Genomic DNA, 16,354 nt, shown 5'->3' with positions numbered 1-16,354 from the left:
CAGGGTAGTTGGCCGGTCAGCGGTGTGTGATCGGTTCGGTGGCGCTCATGCGCGGCAGAGCACCTCGCCGTGCGGGACCATGAACCAGCCGTCGTCCTGGGCACCCCAGGTGCGCCACGCCTCGGCGATCTCGGTCAGCTGTCCGGGCGTCGCGTGCCCGCCCTCGACCGCCAGCTTCGCGTAGACCGAGCCGACGGTACGGTCCGCCCACAGCCCGCTCCACCAGTCCCGGCTCTCCGGGGTGCCGAAACACCAGGCAGCGGCCGTCGGGATGATGTCGGTGAAGCCGGCCTGCCGGGCCCAGGAGAGCAGTCGGCGCCCCGCGTCCGGCTCTCCGCCATTGCCGCGGGCCACCCGGCCGTACAGGTCCTGCCAGGCGTCCATGGCGGGCACCTCTGGGAACCACGTCATCGCCGCGTAGTCGCTGTCACGTGCCGCGACCACGCCACCGGGGCGGCAGACCCGGCGCATCTCGCGCAGTGCCTGCACCGGGTCCCCGACGTGCTGGAGCACCTGGTGGGCGTGGACCACGTCGAAGGTGTCGTCGGGGAAGTCCAGGGCGTGCACGTCGGCGGTGCTGAACTCCAGGTTGTCCAGACCGCGTTCCGCCGCGACCTCGGCCGCCTGGTCCAGGATCTCGCGGCTGGTGTCGACGGCGGTGACCCGGCCGGGGGAGACCAGTGCGGCGATGTCCGCGGTGATGGTGCCGGGACCACAGCCCACGTCCAGCACGGCCATACCGGGGCGCAGTTCACCGAGGAGGTACCCCGCGGAATTGGCCGCCGTGCGCCAGCGGTGCGAGCGCAGTACCGACTCGTGGTGGCCGTGGGTGTAGACGGCGGTCTCCTTCGACATGGCCGTGCGTCCTCTCTCGAAGTGCGACATGCGAAACGCGAGACGTGAACCGCGCGAAACGTGAGCCGCGAAGTGCTGATCGGTACGGCTACGGTACGCCCGTACGCCGAATAATGAGATGGCTATCTTGCGATGTGAGACATCCTGGTCCAGGTCCGGAACGCGCGAAGGGGCGGCCGACTCGGCGTCGGCCGCCCCTCGTTCGCCCGTCACCGGGCCGGTCTCACATCCGTCGACGGGTCACAGCTGCATCGGGCAGTACACCGTCAGCGCCTCCGGCAGCTTGTCGATCATCAGCTCGCGTCCACTGTGCGCCACTTCGCCGTCGAACGCGTACGGTGTACCCGGCTTCAGCCCGGCGACCCGGACCCGGTGGCGTCGGACGGCGGCATGCATGGGGGAGCGGGTCAGCGGCCCCGCGACGGCCGCCGCGAGCAGCCGGAGCCCCGGGGTCCGTCCGCCGTGCACCACCCGTACGTCCAGCAGCCCGTCCGCGAGGTTGTGCCGTCGGCCGGGTGCCGGGCCCACCCGCTGGAACAGGCCGTTGCCGACGAACAGCAGCCACAACGGGCGCCGCCGCCCCTGGAGTTCGGCCTCCAGCGGACGCCGGCCGCGCAGCACCTGCAACGCGGCGAGCACGCCGGCCGGCCAGCCGCCGATCCGGGGGGACCAGTGCTCGCGGGTCCGCACCAGCTCGGGATAGACGCCCATGCTGAAGGCGTTGAGGAAGTAGCCGTGGGCGCCGCCGGGCCCGTCGGGGCCCGGCCGGAAGCGGCCCAGGTCCACCCGGACCGCGTTGCCCGCGGCGATCGCGGCACAGGCGTCGGCCACGGTCTCGATGCCCAGGTCGTACGCGAAGTGGTTCAGTGTCCCGCCGGGGAAGACCGCGAGCGGCAGACCGTGGACGGAAGCCACCGCCGCCGCCCGGTTGACCGTGCCGTCGCCGCCGCAGACACCCAGCGCCAGGCCCTTGCCCGCAGCCTTCTCCAGCTCGGCCGAGACCTCCTGGGGAGGACACTCGACGACCTCCGCGTTCGGCAGCGCGTCCCGGACCAGCGCGGCCGTGGCGGTGGCCGTCCCCGAGGCCTCGTTCACCACGACGACCAGGTTCTGGCCGTCGGGCAGCGCGGGCGCGTGGGCGGGCGGCCTGCCCGGTGCGGGGAGCTGCCCCCGGGTCGGTACGACACCGCGCAGGGCGAACGCCGCCCCTATGCCGAGCGCCGCACCGGCCAGCACATCGCTCGGATAGTGGACGCCGGTGTAGACGCGGGAGGCCGCCACGGAGAGCGCGACCGGCGCGATGACCGCTCCCCAGCCCTTCGACTCCAGGGCCACCCCGGTGGCGAAGGCGGCGGCGGACGCGGCGTGCCCGGACGGGAACGACGTGGTGACCGGCTGGCGCTTGAGCTGTCGTATCACCGGGACGGCGTCCAGTATCGGCCGCTCCCTGCGGACCGCCCCCTTGCCGACCGTGTTGATCGCGGCCGAGGCCACGGCCAGCGAGGCGATCCCGCGAAAGGCGGCCCGCCGGGCACGGGCACTGCCGCCGAACGCGGCCATGCCCACCGCGGCACCCGCCCACAGCAGCCCGTGATTGGCGCTGCGGCTGAGCCGGGGCAGCACAGGTCCGGCGGCCGGCCAGTTCCGTCGGGCCAGGCCCTGGAACACGGCGAGATCGCCTCGGTGCAGCAGGTTCCGCAGCCCGGCGGGGCTCGGCAGATGTGAAGGGTTGCTCGGTGACGACATGGGACAGCGAATACCCTGCCGGGCCGCTCCGAATCAAGGGGCACGCCCGGACGGCACGGTCCCGCCCACCCGCCGGACGGCTCCGGCCGCCCGCCATTCGATGACATAAGCGGAGAATTGCCGCGAAATCGCGCACGGTCCGGTGTCTCCGGTGTCGGATGTCACTCCGTCATTGCCCGGACACGCCCTAGCCTGTGTTCGCGATACCGGTAACTGACCGGAATGCCGAACGCGAGAAGGCGGTGCACGACCATGGGGCGACTTGTCCCGGCGGTGACCAGGGCGCTGGACGTGCTCGAACTGTTCCTCGACGGCGACGGTACGCTCTCGGCGCCCGAGGTCACCCGCAAGCTCCAGCTGCCCCGCACCACCGTCCACGAACTGCTCACCACGCTGGCCGCCCGCTCCTACCTGGTCACGGCCCCGGACCAGCCCGGCCGCTACCGCCTCGGCGTCCGCACCTACCAGCTCGGCAGCCGGTACGCCGAGCAGCTCGACCTCGCCGCCGAGGGACTACAGGTGGCCCAGCGGGTGGCCGAGACCTGCGGGGAGACCGTCCACGTGGCGATCCTGGAGGAGACCGACGTCATCTGCGTCGCCAAGGTGGACTCCACCCACGCGGTCCGGATGGTCTCGGCCGCCGGCCGCAAGCTGCCCGCCCACTGCACGTCCGCCGGCAAGATGCTGCTCGCGTCCCTGCCCGGCCGGGAGCTCGACGACCGCCTCGAAGGCCTCGAACTGACCGGCATGACCCCGGACAGCATCACCGACGAGGCGGAGCTGCGTACCGCGCTCGACGCCGTCCGGGAGCGGGGCATCGCGGTGGAGCACCGCGAGTCCGACCCCGATGTGAGCTGTGTGGCCGCACCCGTACGGGACCGGAGCGGCTCGGTCGTCGCGGCGCTCTCCATCTCCGTCCCGATGATCCGCTGGAGCGACGAGCGCGAACAGGAGCTGGCCTCCCTCGCCGCCGAGGGGGCCGAGGCGCTCTCCGGCCGGCTCGGACACCACGGGGGGCGGATATGAGCCGGCCGCGCGCCGAAGTCGCCGTCCGCGAGCACGCCGCACTCGGTGAGGGCCCGAGCTGGGACCCGGCCACCGGTCGGCTGATCTGGGTCGACATCCTCGCCGCCCGGATCCACACCTAAGAACCGGCCACCGGCCGCCGTACGGTCATGGCCACCGAACAGCACGTCGCCGCGCCGGACCCGCTCGCGGGCCGTGTCCGGGACGTCACGGCGGTTACGGTTCCCGGCCCACCGGGCGGCCCGCGCCATTCCCTCGTATAAAGGGGCTCACACGGCCCGCTCGACGGGCGGCTGACCGAGCGGCGGCGAAGGAGGCCCGGATGGGCCGGGAACGGACCGGGCGTCAGGGGCGCGGGCGGACCGGGCGCGGCGTACCGGGGGTCCGGGAGGACCGCGGCCCCGTGCGGTACGGACCACCCGCGCCCGGCCCCGGGCTGCCGGTCCTGCCCGAACTGGCCGAGGTGCTGGCGGCGGCGGCCGGCAGCGGCGCGCCGGAGCCGGCCGGGGGCTCGGCGGCGCTGCGCGAGGCGGCCTGCGCCTACTGGCACCGGCGCGGACTGCGTGGCGGCCCCGAGCACGTCGCGGCCGCACCGGGCACCTCCTCGCTGCTGCTCGCCCTGATCGCCGCGCACGGCGGCGACGTGCTGATGCCGCGCCCCTGCCCCGCCGCCTGGATCCCGCAGGCCCGGCTGCTGGGCCGGCCCGCCTACCACGTGCCGACCCCCGCCGAGTGCGGCGGCGTGCCCGACCCGTACGCACTGCTGGAGACCGTGCGCAGGGTGCGGGCCGAGGGCGGCAGGCCCCGGCTGCTGCTGATCTCCGTCGTCGACGACCCCACCGCCACGGTCGCGCCGCCGGAACTCGTCCGCGAGGCCTGCGAGGCCGCCGTCGCGGAGGGGCTGCACATCGTCAGCGACGAGACCTGGCGCGACACCCTGCACCGGCCGCGCGACACGGTGCTGCTGAGCCCGGCCGAGATGTGCCCGGACGACGTGACGGTGATCTCCGACCTGGCCGGTGCGCTGACCCCGTCCGCCTGGCCGGTCGCGGTCGCCCGGTTCCCGGACACCGGCCGGGCGGCGGTCCGCCACGCCCGGACACTCGACATCCTCACCGCGCTGGGCGCCTTCGTCGCCGGTCCGGTCGCGGCCGCCGCCGCACACGCGCTGCGCGAACCGGACGCCGTCACGGAGCGGGTCCGCCGGGCGGCGGTCATGCAGGCGCAGGTCGCCGCCGCCGCCCACCGGGCGGTCCTCGCCTCCGGCGCGCTGGCCCGGCCCCCGCAGGCCGGCCGCCACCTGTACGCGGACCTCGGCCCGCTCAGGTCCCGGCTCGCCGCCCGAGGCGTCACGGACTCGCTGGAGCTGGAGGAGTACCTGACGGAGCGGCTCGGCGCACCGGCCCCCGGCGGCCACCGGTTCGGCGACGAGCTGGGGGCCCTGCGGGTGCGGCTGGGCACCGGGACGCTGCTCGGGTCGACCCCGGAGCAGCAGCTGGAAGCCCTGGCCGCCGCCCGGCCGCTGGAACTGCCGCACGTCGCGGCGGCCCTCGGCGTCTTCGCATCGGCCCTCGACGAGCTGCGCTGAGGCCACCGACACGTTCTGCCCGTCAGCTGCCGAACCGCACCCGCAGCCGGCGCCACAGCGCGGGCGCCCCGCTGATCAGCAGCGTCAGACCCACCGCGGCCACCACCCCCTGCCACGGCTCGGGGAACAGCGAGCCGCCCAGAATGCCGATCAGCTGGTACGTGGCGGCCCAGGCCAGACAGGCCGGCACATCCCCGTGGGCGAACCGCCGCATCGGCATCCGGCCCAGCAGGCACGCCAGCATCACCGGAATCCGCCCGGCCGGCACCAGCCGGGACAGCACCAGCACCATCGCGCCGTGCTCGTCGAGCTTCTGCTGCGCCTGCGCGAGCCGCTCCGGAGCGGCCCGTTCGCTGATCACCCGCAGCCACTTGGAACCGTTCTTCGAGCGCACCCCGCGCTGACCCAGCCAGTACAGGCAGATGTCCCCGAGGAACGCGGCGCCGGAGGCCACCGCGAAGACGTACAGGAGCGCGAACGGCGACGACTGGTGGAACGCCACCACCGCCGCCGAGCTCACCAGCGCACCCGTCGGCACCACCGGCACCAGCGCGCCCAGCGCCACCAGCAGGAACAGCGACGGATAGCCGACCGCCTGCTGCGTCGACTCCGTGGGGAGCCGGCTCACGACCTCAAGGATCACCCGCCGGCCTCCGGCCGGACGTGTTCGCCGTGCTCCAGCCGGTGCACCGCCACCCCGGGTGCCAGCAGCGCCGCCTGCCGGACGAACTCGTCACCCGGCGAATGGAACTCGTGCGGCCGGATCCCGTCCATCCCGATCGGCCAGTACGTGCCGTAGTGCACCGGCACGGCCGAGCGCGGCGACAGCCGGGCCAGCGCCTCGGCGGCCCGCCCGGCGTCGAGATGGCTGTGGCCCAGGTAGGGCCCCCAGCCGCCGACCGGCAGCAGCGCCACGTCCACCGGGCCGACCTCCTCGGCCATGTCGTCGAACAGACCGGTGTCCCCGGCGAAGTAGGTGCGCGCCGCGCCCTGGACGACGTAACCGAGCGCGGGGGAGCGGTGCGGGCCCACCGGCAGCCGCCGCCCGTCGTGCAGGGCCGGAACCGCGCGGATCAGTACCGGACCGACCCGTACCTCGTCGCCGGGCACGACCTCGGTGATCCGCAGCCCGCGCATCCTGCGCAGCAGCCGCAGCCCCGGAACCGCCCGGACCGCACCCAGCGGCACGATCAGCCGGCCGCCCGGAGCGATGCGGGCCAGCGACGGCAGATGCAGATGATCGGAGTGCAGATGCGAGATCAGGACGACATCGGCGACGGCGGCCGCCGGACCGGGCAGCTCTCCGCGCCGGCGGCGCAGATGCGCGATGCGCCGTACGAAGAGGGGGTCGGTCAGCACCCGGACCCCGGAGTCCTCGATCGTGCAGGTGGCATGACCCCACCAGGTGACTTCCACCGGCACGCGCCGCCTCCTGTTCCCCGGTCCTGCCGTCGAGCCTACGGGTAACGGCTCCGCCCGGTCCGTGAGCCCCGGTACTCCGCTCCCGTGCGCCCCCTGCCCGTCCCGCCACGCGCCTTCTTGCAGGGGAACCCCAGGCGTAGGGTCGCAGGACGCCTAGCACGGGGAGAACGGCCATGGGGGACGTACGGGTGGCGGCCATCGCCAGTCTCACGCCGCTGGAGGAGCTCGACAGCGACCCGTTCCTCGTGGACACCCGCGGCCAGCACGAGATGTGCGCCCGCTGGGCGGCCGACAAGGGTTACGTCGTCACCCGGCAGCTGCGCCTGTACGGACTGCGCCCCGACCACCAGGCACTCTGGGCCGACGTCGAGGACGGTGAGATCGAACTCTTCGTCGCACCCAACGACCGGGTGCTCGCGCGGGCCGTCGCCTCGGTCCCGAGGTTCACCGAGGAGTGCGAGCGGCGCGGCGTGCGCCTGGAGATCGCCGGTCTTGACGAGCCGCTCTACAGCTCCCGGACCAAAGCCGGCGTGCACCGCAGGCTCTCCATGCCGACCGCCGGATACGACGGCTCCTGAGCCGCCCGGCCGGGATCGCCGGACCGGCGGGCCGTCCCGCTGTGAAAAGCTGGACCGGGGCCCGGAAGAGCGGGACCCGGACGTGAGGTGGCAGCGGCGTGGGTGACGGGCGATGGCGGACAGCCGGAAGCGCCCTGGTGCGAGTGATTGTGGTGTGGGCCGTCTCGACGCTCACGATGCTGGTGCTCGCGGGGATTCTGCCGGACTTCCAGCTCCAGTCGGACGACGGCGACACCATCACCAAGACCGCGTTCACCGCGGCGTGGGGCGCGGGCGCGTTCGGTCTGCTCTCCGCACTGGTCTGGCCGGTGCTGGTACGGGCCCTGCTCATCGTGCCGGCCCTGGTCCTCGGCATGCTGGTCTTCTTCCTCAACGGCTCACTGCTGCTGATAGCGCTGCGGCTCATACCGGACGGGCGCGGCGCGGCCGACCCGCAGATGGCGGTCGTCGTCGCGGCCGTGATGTCCGCGGTCGCCTCCGCGACGTCCACCGCCCTCGCCGTCCGTGACGACAACGCCTACCGCCGCCGTCTCTCCCGCCTCGCGGACCGGCGGCGCCGCCGCAGCGGCAACGGGGTCGGCGCGGACGGGGGGCCGCCCGGCACGGTCTTCATCCAGCTCGACGGAGTCGGTCACGACGTCCTCGCGCGGGCCGCCGCCGACGGCCTGATGCCGACCGTCGCGCACTGGCTGGCCGACGGGACGGGCCACCGGCTCACCCCGTGGCGCACCGACTGGTCCAGCCAGACCGGTGCCAGCCAGCTCGGCATCCTGCACGGCACCAACTTCGACGTCCCGGCCTTCCGCTGGTACGAGAAGGAGACCGGCGACGTCATGGTCTCCAGCAGACCGGCCAGCGCCCTCGAAATGCAGCGCAGGGCCGTCATCCGCACCCGCGACGGCGGACTGCTCACCCTCGACGGGGCCGGCCGGGGCAACCTCTTCAGCGGCGGCGCCGACCAGCTCGCCCTCGTCCTGTCGATGGCCGCCAGACGCGGCAAGGGCCGCCGCTCGCGGGCCGGGTACTTCGCCTACTTCGCGGACCCGGCCAACGCCGTCCGTACCGCGCTCTCCTTCGTCGCCGAGGTCGGCAGGGAGATCGGCCAGTCGACCCGGGCCCGCCTCCGTAAGGAGACCCCCCGGATCAAGCGCGGCGGGCTCTACCCCTTCATCCGGGCCTTCGCGACCGTCGTCGAACGCGATGTGGTGGTCGCCGCCGTCATGGGCGACATGTTCGCCGGCCGGACCGCGGTCTACGCCGACCTGGTCGCCTACGACGAGGTCGCCCACCACTCCGGGCCGTGCAGCAGGGACGCCGAGAAGGTCCTCGCCCGGCTGGACCGCTCGCTCGAACTGATCGTCAAGGTCACGGAACACACCCCGCGCACGTACCGGATCGTGCTCCTGTCCGACCACGGCCAGAGCCCGGGGGAGACCTTCGCGGGGGTGTACGGGCTGACGCTGAAGGACCTGGTGCGGGCGGGCAGCGGACTGCCGGTACCCCGCCGGGCGCAGCGCACCCGGAGCGGTTCAGAGGCCCGTGACGCGGTACGGATCGCGCTGCGCAGGCCGGTCGACGGGGACCGGCAGGAGAACCGGGCCGACCCCTCGGACCCGGTCGTCCTCGCCTCCGGAAACCTCGGCCTGATCTCCTTCCCCGACCTGCCCGGACGCGCCTCCATGGAGGAGCTCGACCGCCGCCACCCCGCGCTGCTCAGCACGCTCGCCAACCACCCCGGCATCGGCTTCCTGCTGGTGCGCAGTGAGGCCCACGGCTCCGTGGTGCTGGCGCGCGGCGGCATCCGGACCCCGGTGGCGGAGCTGCGGGACGGGGACGGGCCGCTGGCCCCCTTCGGCCCGGGAGCGGCGGCCGCGGTCCGGCGCACCGACACCTTCCCGCACGTCGCGGACGTGATGGTCAACTCGATGTACGACCCGGAAACGGGCACCGTGCACGCCTTCGAGGAGCAGATCGGTTCGCACGGGGGCCTGGGCGGCGAACAGTCCCGGCCCTTCCTGCTCTGGCCGCGCGGGATGACGGACCCGCTCGACGCGGCGGCCGCGGAGGGCGAGGAGCGGCCGGCCGAGCTGGTCGGCGCGGAGACCGTGCACCGGGTCCTGCGACGCTGGCTGAGCGAGGTCTCGGGGCCGCAGGTGCCGGTGGGACGGCGGCACCTGGCCGGTGACGCCGACGCGGGTACCGGCGCGCGGGGCTGACCGCCCACGGCGTCAGGCGGAGCGGCGCCGCACCAGGGTCGGATGGAAGATCGCCGACGGCACCGGCTCACCGGGGCTGCCGATCTGCTTCAGCAGCAGCCGGGCCATCTCGGCGGACATCTCCTCCACCGGCTGCCGGACCGTCGTCAGCGGGGGATCGCAAGCCGTGGCCGCACTGCTGTCATCGAACCCGACGAGGGCGATGTCGTCGGGGATCTCCTTGCCGGCCCGCAGCAGCACCGGAAGCGCGCCCAGCGCCATCAGGTCCGACGCGATGAACACCGCGTCCAGGTCCGCACGGTCCTCAAGCAGCCGCTTCATCGCGGCGGCGCCGCCCGTATGCGTGAAATCGCCCTCCACGGCTGTCACGTCCCGGATGCCGTGCGCCGAGAGCGCGTCCAGGAAACCCGTCAGCCGTGCCTGACCGGCCGGCATGTCCTGCGGGCCCGACACCGTACCGATCCGGCGGCGGCCCAGCGAGACCAGGTGTTCGGCGGCCAGCTGCGCCCCCGCACGCTGGTCGGCCTCGACGTAGGTGAGCGGGGTCGGCCGGCGCGGCTCACCCGCGAGCACGGCGGGCAGCCGGGTGTCGTGCAGCAGCCCCGGCAGCGGGTCGTCCGCGTGCGAGGAGATGAGGACCACCCCGTCGACGTGGCCGTGGCGCAGGTAGGACAGCAGCTGGTCGCGGGAGGACTGGTCGTCGGCCAGCATCAGCACCAGCTGGATACCGGCCGGGCGCAGGACTTCGAGCAGCCCGCTGACCACCCGCCCGAAGTACGGATCGGAGAACATCCGGCCTATGAAGGGCTCGGAGACCGGGCGCCGTTCGCGTTCCGAGACGACGAGCGCGACCGAGTCGGTGCGCCGGGTGACCAGCGAGCGGGCGGCACGGTTGGGCACGTATCCGGTGGCGTCCACGGCCTCCTCGACCATCCGGCGCAGCGCCGGGTCCACGGTCGTCGCGCCGTTGATCACCCGGGAGACGGTGGCCCGTGACACCCCCGCCACAGCGGCCACGTCCTCCAGGGTGGCGGGGCGCGCGGGCAGCGGTGCGTCGGCAGTCATGCAGCTCTTTATACCGGGCGGTTCGGCCGGTCAGGAAACGGGTACGGAGCCGTGCGGCGGCATGGCGGCGGGCGTCAGCCGGTGCCCCCGGAGGGGCCAGGAAGCTGATCGAGTTCGGCGAGTTCCGCCTTGCGCGCGGAGACCAGGGCAGTGGCCAGCCGCTTGGCATCGGGCCTGGTCCCGGACTCCGTCTCGGAGCGCGACACCTGGGCGGACTGGCGCAGATGGTCGCGGATCAGCGCGGTGACGAGGCGGTCGAACGCCCGGCCCTCGACGGCTCTGGCCTGTTCGAGATCGCCTTCCGTCACCATCCCCGGCATGTCGTGCCCCTCGTGCACATTGGTGTCGGGCAGCCCCATCCGGGCCAGCAGCGGGCGCAGCCGGGCGAGTTCGCCGTTCTGCGCGGCGCGGAGCCCGGCCGCCCAGCCGCGCACCCGAGGATCGGCGGCGCGCTGCCCGGCGAGCGAGAGCAGGGCCACCGCCTGCTCGTTCATCGGGGTCATCAGCTGGGCCCAGGCGGCGTCCGTCGGATCGGCCGGGGTGCCGCCCCCGGTGGCGGCGGAAGCGGCGGCGGACGGTGCGGCGGAGACCGAGGGGACCGGCGCGGCCGGGTGCTTCGCGTCGGCCGGGGCCGCGCATCCGGCCAGGAGGCATCCGGCCAGGAGGGGGAGCAGGGAACGCGCTGCGGTGCTGCGGGCCGCCTTCATGGCGAGGTCCTCGGGGGAAGGGCCCGCCCGGGGCGCGGTGCCCCGGACGGGCGTCGGACGGACGGTGGCGGCTCAGCCCGCGACCGGCGGCCGCTGGGTGGTGGGGTGACGGACGGTCAGGGGGTGCCGTCGGCCCCGCACTTCACGATGGCGTTGATGCAGTCGCGGACGCGCTGGGCCATCTCGGCCTCGGGCCACACGTTGAAGAAGTCACCGTGCATCGTGTAGCCGGGACCGGACGCCAGCCGGAACCGGGCCGGGTCGCCGCTGACCGGGTAGCGGAGCACCTGGCGCAGCTTGGGAACCGGAACGGGGTGGGTCGAGGGGCATTCGCCGTTGACCGGATACGCCATGTGGCTCTTGTGGTCGGCGGAGTCGAGGTCCTTGCCGTTCCAGCACTGCGGGAAGTCCAGGTACGACTCCAGCATCCCGTCCGCCGGGCAGTTCACGAAGTCGTGCGAGGGGTTGACCTCCCCGTGGTGGAGACACGACCAGCGCGAGATCGTGTTGTCGTCGGGACCGGTCGCCTTCGCGTTCCCCGCGACGATGCGCAGCCCGCGCGGGAAGGGCTGGATCCGCTGGATGACGTCGTCGCGGACGCCTTCGCCCAGGTAGTAGAACGTGGTGCCGGTGGGTTCGACCTCCTTGTCGCCGTCGTACAGGGTCGGCACCCAGTACGACGACAGGTCCGTGTCGGGGGAGCAACTGCTCCTGGCCTTCTCCAGCGAGGCGAGATCGGAGTTGCCGTTCGTCGAGTCGTTGCCGAAGAAGCTGTGCATGTGCGAGGCGCCGGGCAGACCCGGGAAGACGATCGGGTCGTCGGGCGCCCGGTGGGTGTAGGGGCATTCAGCGAGGAACTCGGCCACCCGGACGACGTCCGCGGCCCTGGCGGCCGGAGCGGCGTTCGTGCCCGCGTCCGGACCGGCGGACGCGTTGCCGGTGGCGGACTGGAGGAAGGAGACGGCGAGCACGGCGGCGACGAGCCCCGCGACGCGGTACCGCCGGCGCGGCAGGGCCGCGCGGGGGCCGTGGCCGGCGGTGGGCCGATGACGGGCGAATCTGCGACGGAAGAAGAGCACGGCACTCCTGTTCGGAGGAAGTGGGGGTTCCTTGTTCGTGCGAGAGAGCGCTCTCTCAAGGGAACGTAAAATGATGCTCTGGACATGTCAATAGAGTGAACAAAACCTCAACTAGCTGCTGTTTGAAGCTTGTTGAGGATCCGTTTATTGGGAGAGCGCTCTCTCAACATCGTCCCGGATTGGGATCGGGGTTCGGATTCGGATTCGGCTTCGACGGAAGCCGGCGGGCGGCGGGCCGAGGGGGGCGCGGAGGCCTCGCCGGGACTCCGTCGCCGGGGCGTTGTCAGTGGTGGGCGGCAGTATGGAGGGCATGACGAACTCAGCTGTTGTGCTCGCCGATACCGCCGCATACGCCGTCGCGGTCGAAGAGGCGTCGCAGGCCGCCGCCGCGTACTACGCCACGGGCGAGAGCACGCTCGACGACGACGCGTACGACCGGCTGGCGCGCGGGATCGCCGCCTACGAGCAGGCCCATCCGCAGGAGGTGCTCGCCGACTCGCCGACCGGCAAGGTGGCGGGCGGCGCGGCCGTCGGGGACGTACCGCACACCGTTCCGATGCTCTCCCTGGACAACGTCTTCTCGGCCGAGCAGTTCGTCACCTGGACCGCGTCGCTGGAGCGCCGGATAGGCAGGCCGGTCACCGCCTGGAGCGTCGAGCCGAAGCTCGACGGGCTGGCGGTCGCCGCCCGTTACCGCGAGGGCCGGCTGGAGCGGCTGGTCACCCGTGGCGACGGCACGGCCGGTGAGGACGTCTCGCATGCGATCGGCACCGTCGCCGGTCTTCCCGAGCAGCTGGGCGAGCCGGTCACGATCGAGATGCGCGGCGAGATCCTGATGACGGCCGAGCAGTTCGAACAGGCCAACGCGATCCGTACCGAACACGGCGCCGCCCCCTTCGCCAACGCGCGCAACGGCGCGGCGGGCACCCTGCGTGCCAAGGACCGCCCCTACACCGTGGAGATGACGTTCTTCGCGTACGGCGCCCTGCCGCTCCCCGAATCCGGCGAGCTGACCGGCACCCTGGCCGAGCTGCCCCACAGTGAGGTCCTGGGATATGCCGCGCGGCTCGGCGTACACACCGCGGCGGACACAGAGGTGGCTCCGCGCACCGTCACCGCCGTCGAGGACGTCCAGCTGCGGGTCGAGGAGATCGCCGCGCTGCGCGCCTCGTTGCCCTTCGGGATCGACGGCATCGTGATCAAGGCCGACCTCGCGGCGGACCAGCGCGACGCCGGCTCCGGCACCCGCGCACCGCGCTGGGCGATCGCGTACAAGCTGCCGGCCGTCGAGAAGGTCACCCGGCTCCTCGGCGTCGAGTGGAACGTGGGCCGGACCGGCATCATCGCGCCGCGTGCGGTGCTGGAGCCGGTCGAGATCGACGGATCGACCGTCAGCTACGCCACCTTGCACAACCCGGCCGACATCACCCGTCGTGATCTGCGCCTGGGCGACCATGTGATGGTCTACAAGGCGGGCGACATCATTCCCCGGATCGAGGCCCCCGTCGCCCATCTGCGGACCGGCGATGAGCAGCCGGTCGAGTTCCCGGAGGCCTGCCCGCAGTGCGGCTCCGAGATCGATACGAGCGAGCAGCGCTGGCGCTGCGTCCGCGGCCGGAACTGCCGCCTCGTCGCCTCCATCTCGTACGCGGCCGGGCGCGACCAGCTCGATATCGAGGGGCTCGGCGCCACTCGGGTCGTCCAGCTCGTCGATGCCGGACTGGTCGCCGACTTCGCGGATCTGTTCGCACTGGAGCGTGAGCAGCTGCTCGGCCTGGAGCGGATGGGCGAGACCAGTACGGACAACCTGCTGGCCGCGATCGACGCGGCGCGTACCCAGCCGCTCTCGCGGGTGTTCTGCGCCCTGGGCGTACGTGGCACCGGACGCTCCATGTCGCGCCGGATCGCCCGGTACTTCGCGGACATGGACCGCATCAGAGCCGCCGACGCCGAGACGCTCCAGCTCGTCGACGGAATCGGCAAGGAGAAGGCCGGGGGAGTCGTCGCGGAGCTGGTCGAGCTCGCACCGTTGATCGAGAAGCTCGTCGCCGCCGGGGTGAACATGACAGAGCCGGGCGCGACCCCGCCCCCTGAGCCGGGCCAGGAGACCGAGGCGGACGCGGAGGGCGCGGACGGCAAGGGCGCCGACGGCAACAGCGCGGACGGCGCCGATGCGGAGGGGCGGCCGCTCGGCGGGATGACCGTCGTGGTCACCGGGTCCATGACGGGCGCCCTGGAGAAGCTCTCGCGCAACGAGATGAACGAGCTCATCGAGCGGGCGGGCGGGAAGGCCTCCTCCAGTGTCTCCAAGCGCACCACGCTGCTGGTGGCCGGTGAGAAGGCCGGGTCCAAGCGCACCAAGGCGGAGGATCTGGGTGTCCGGATCGCCGCGCCCGAGGAGTTCGCCGAACTGATCGGCGCGTTCCTGCCGTCCGAGGCGTGAGGGGATCAGGGGGTCAGGGAGGATCAGTCCTTGGATTTTGCGAAAGAGTGGCTTTCTTTGCCTTCCTATTGCATAGTGAGGGTTCGGTCATGCCTCGCTATCAGCGGGTCAATGGGTGTGTGAACGGCTGCGGGAGCAGGCCGGGGGTGAGGGGCGATGCGTTCTCTGCGCGACGGACAGCGGCACGCCCGCTCCGTTCACCGGCAGCACCGGGGAGTGACCCGGGGGCTCGCGCTCGACCTCGGCAGCTCCCGTACCCGTGCCTGGCTTCCCGGACAGGGCGTGGTGTCCGACACCGGAAACGGTCCCGGCGGTGAGTACGGCCGGGGCGGCCCGGTCCGGCGCGGACGCATCGTCGACGCCGAGTCCTGCGGCCGGATGCTCGGCCGTGTCGCGGACGCGGCTCTGGGCGCCGACCGCAGCGACACCGTGATCGTCCTCAGCCACCCCGTACTCGCGGGCCCCGAACACCGCGCCGCCGCGCGGGAGATCCTCGGCGCGCTCGGCCCGTCGAGCGTCATCGTCCTGGACAGCGCCAGGGCCGCCGCCGCGTGCGCCGGGCCGCAGGACGGCGGCCCGCTGCTCGTCGTCGACATCGGTGCCGAACTGACAGAGGCGACGCTCCTGGTGGGCGGGCTGGTCCGCGACGCGCGGCTGGCCGAGACCGGGCTCAGCGATCTGGAACCGGGCGACCCGCCCACCGTTCCGGTCCGGGCCGTGCTGGACATGGTCATGGCGATGTGGCGGCAGGACCGCCATGGCGCGGTGCTCGGCGCCCTGCGCAGGGGCCCGCTGCTCGCCGGCGGCGGTGCGCTGCGGCCCGACGTCACCAACCGGATCGCGGTCCGCCTCGGCGTCCCGGTCCGGCTCCCGGACGATCCGGCGACCACCGTCGTGCGCGGGGCCGGGCTGTTCCTCAGCTCCGTGCTCCGCCACGCCACCGTCGCACCGGCCCTGCCCGGCCGAGCCGGGTGACCCCCCTCCCGGGGGCGCCCCGGGGCGACGCGCGGCCACGGGACCGGCCGGACACCCCGGCGCACCTCCGGCGCGCGGCTCCGCTGCGCCAGTACCTCGCCGCGCTGCTCCTCGCCGTCCTCACCATCACGGCCACTGTCGCGGGCGGTGCGTTCGCCGCCGGAGCAGGGCCGTCCGCCCGGACCACGGCCGGACCGGCGTCCCCCGTCGGCCACCCGGCCGGAACCCGGCAGGCCGGCAAGGGCCCGCTCAGGTCCAGTACCACCGCCACCCCCCGTGCCATCCCCGGCCCCGGTCCCGGCCTCCGTACGCGCGCCGTCTTCGAGGGGCTGCGGCCGGCACCGGTGACCGCGCCCCAGCCCTGGGCCGCCGCCGAACACCCCCGTACCCCTCAGCACCTCCCGCCGCCGGGCCCCGGAGCCCCGCTCCCGCGCCCGCCCGGCCTGCCGCTGCCGCTCCCCGTCCCCGCATCCGCCCTGGCCGCACCCCCGGCCGCCGCCGACCGCTTCCGCGCCGCGCTCCCGGGTGTGCGCGGGCCTCCGGGCCCGGCCGTTCACCGGCCGTGGGACCTGTCACCGGTCCCGTTCCGCACCCCTGCCGCGGCGCCCTGATCCAAGGCGAGAGCCCGAGGGCCCCGGCGCCCCTCGGAGGAAA

At 73.6% G+C, this 16,354-nt stretch carries 14 protein-coding genes and 1 pseudogene; 8 read left to right on the top strand and 7 right to left on the bottom strand.

Annotated elements, in window-relative coordinates; genetic code table 11:
- Nucleotides 1-45: 45 nt before the first annotated feature.
- Both ACZ601_RS04110 and ACZ601_RS04105 read right to left on the bottom strand, forming a co-directional pair.
- Nucleotides 46-855 carry a methyltransferase domain-containing protein gene (locus ACZ601_RS04110; protein ID WP_469532636.1) on the bottom strand — a complete coding sequence of 270 codons (810 nt, stop codon included), beginning with the start codon at nucleotides 853-855 and terminating at the stop codon, nucleotides 46-48.
- Between the two features lie 240 nt (nucleotides 856-1,095).
- A complete protein-coding gene (locus tag ACZ601_RS04105) occupies nucleotides 1,096-2,601 on the bottom strand; it encodes a phosphatase PAP2 family protein (protein ID WP_469532635.1) in 1,506 nt (501 codons plus the stop codon).
- 252 nt (nucleotides 2,602-2,853) lie between these two features.
- On the opposite strand from ACZ601_RS04105, the gene ACZ601_RS04100 reads away from it, so the two are divergent.
- The 3 genes and pseudogenes from ACZ601_RS04100 (at nucleotide 2,854) to ACZ601_RS04090 (ending at nucleotide 5,215) form a co-directional block, all read left to right on the top strand.
- Nucleotides 2,854-3,627, top strand: a complete 774-nt coding sequence (locus ACZ601_RS04100; protein WP_440575292.1) for an IclR family transcriptional regulator — start codon at nucleotides 2,854-2,856, stop codon at nucleotides 3,625-3,627.
- Nucleotides 3,624-3,821 (top strand): annotated as a pseudogene (locus ACZ601_RS04095) (SMP-30/gluconolactonase/LRE family protein); the annotation flags it as partial. The gene ACZ601_RS04100 and the pseudogene ACZ601_RS04095, both read left to right, overlap by 4 nt.
- A 128-nt stretch (nucleotides 3,822-3,949) precedes the next feature.
- Nucleotides 3,950-5,215: an aminotransferase class I/II-fold pyridoxal phosphate-dependent enzyme gene (locus ACZ601_RS04090; protein WP_469532630.1), complete on the top strand. Its 1,266-nt coding sequence runs from the start codon at nucleotides 3,950-3,952 to the stop codon at nucleotides 5,213-5,215.
- A 22-nt stretch (nucleotides 5,216-5,237) separates the two neighbouring features.
- On the opposite strand, the gene ACZ601_RS04085 is transcribed toward ACZ601_RS04090, so the two are convergent.
- Together ACZ601_RS04085 and ACZ601_RS04080 are read right to left on the bottom strand one after the other, a co-directional pair.
- On the bottom strand, nucleotides 5,238-5,858 hold the full coding sequence (locus ACZ601_RS04085; protein WP_440575294.1) for a DedA family protein: 621 nt from the start codon (nucleotides 5,856-5,858) through the stop codon (nucleotides 5,238-5,240).
- Nucleotides 5,855-6,637, bottom strand: coding sequence for an MBL fold metallo-hydrolase (locus tag ACZ601_RS04080; RefSeq protein WP_469532628.1), 783 nt, complete (start codon nucleotides 6,635-6,637; stop codon nucleotides 5,855-5,857). Before ACZ601_RS04080 ends, ACZ601_RS04085 begins: the two co-directional genes overlap by 4 nt.
- A 173-nt stretch (nucleotides 6,638-6,810) precedes the next feature.
- Between ACZ601_RS04080 and ACZ601_RS04075 the strand changes: the two genes are divergently transcribed.
- Entirely contained in the window at nucleotides 6,811-7,215 is a 405-nt protein-coding gene (locus ACZ601_RS04075) for a recombinase family protein (RefSeq protein ID WP_440575296.1), read from the top strand.
- Nucleotides 7,216-7,313: 98 nt separating this feature from the next.
- Entirely contained in the window at nucleotides 7,314-9,431 is a 2,118-nt protein-coding gene (locus ACZ601_RS04070) for a phage holin family protein (RefSeq protein ID WP_469532625.1), read from the top strand.
- A 12-nt stretch (nucleotides 9,432-9,443) separates the two neighbouring features.
- On the opposite strand, the gene ACZ601_RS04065 is transcribed toward ACZ601_RS04070, so the two are convergent.
- The 3 genes from ACZ601_RS04065 to ACZ601_RS04055 form a co-directional block, all read right to left on the bottom strand.
- Nucleotides 9,444-10,496, bottom strand: coding sequence for a LacI family DNA-binding transcriptional regulator (locus ACZ601_RS04065; RefSeq protein ID WP_469532622.1), 1,053 nt, complete (start codon nucleotides 10,494-10,496; stop codon nucleotides 9,444-9,446).
- 74 nt (nucleotides 10,497-10,570) lie between these two features.
- Complete coding sequence (locus ACZ601_RS04060; RefSeq protein ID WP_469532620.1) at nucleotides 10,571-11,203, bottom strand: DUF305 domain-containing protein; 633 nt, start codon at nucleotides 11,201-11,203, stop codon at nucleotides 10,571-10,573.
- A gap of 116 nt (nucleotides 11,204-11,319) precedes the next feature.
- Nucleotides 11,320-12,282 carry a DUF1996 domain-containing protein gene (locus ACZ601_RS04055; protein ID WP_469532618.1) on the bottom strand — a complete coding sequence of 321 codons (963 nt, stop codon included), beginning with the start codon at nucleotides 12,280-12,282 and terminating at the stop codon, nucleotides 11,320-11,322.
- Between the two features lie 301 nt (nucleotides 12,283-12,583).
- On the opposite strand from ACZ601_RS04055, the gene ligA reads away from it, so the two are divergent.
- The 3 genes from ligA to ACZ601_RS04040 all read left to right on the top strand — a co-directional run bounded on the left by ligA (nucleotide 12,584) and on the right by ACZ601_RS04040 (nucleotide 16,311).
- Nucleotides 12,584-14,725: an NAD-dependent DNA ligase LigA gene (gene ligA, locus ACZ601_RS04050; RefSeq protein ID WP_469532616.1), complete on the top strand. Its 2,142-nt coding sequence runs from the start codon at nucleotides 12,584-12,586 to the stop codon at nucleotides 14,723-14,725.
- Nucleotides 14,726-14,881: 156 nt separating this feature from the next.
- Nucleotides 14,882-15,700 (top strand): type IV pilus biogenesis protein PilM, encoded by an 819-nt coding sequence (locus tag ACZ601_RS04045; protein ID WP_469532614.1) that lies wholly within the window; start codon nucleotides 14,882-14,884, stop codon nucleotides 15,698-15,700.
- Complete coding sequence (locus ACZ601_RS04040) at nucleotides 15,697-16,311, top strand: hypothetical protein (protein ID WP_469532613.1); 615 nt, start codon at nucleotides 15,697-15,699, stop codon at nucleotides 16,309-16,311. Before ACZ601_RS04045 ends, ACZ601_RS04040 begins: the two co-directional genes overlap by 4 nt.
- Nucleotides 16,312-16,354 lie beyond the last annotated feature (43 nt).

This window comes from Streptomyces sp. NPDC104307, from assembly GCF_055584045.1.
Note: the sequence above shows the minus strand (reverse complement) of the source record. Positions and strands in the feature narration are given on the sequence as shown.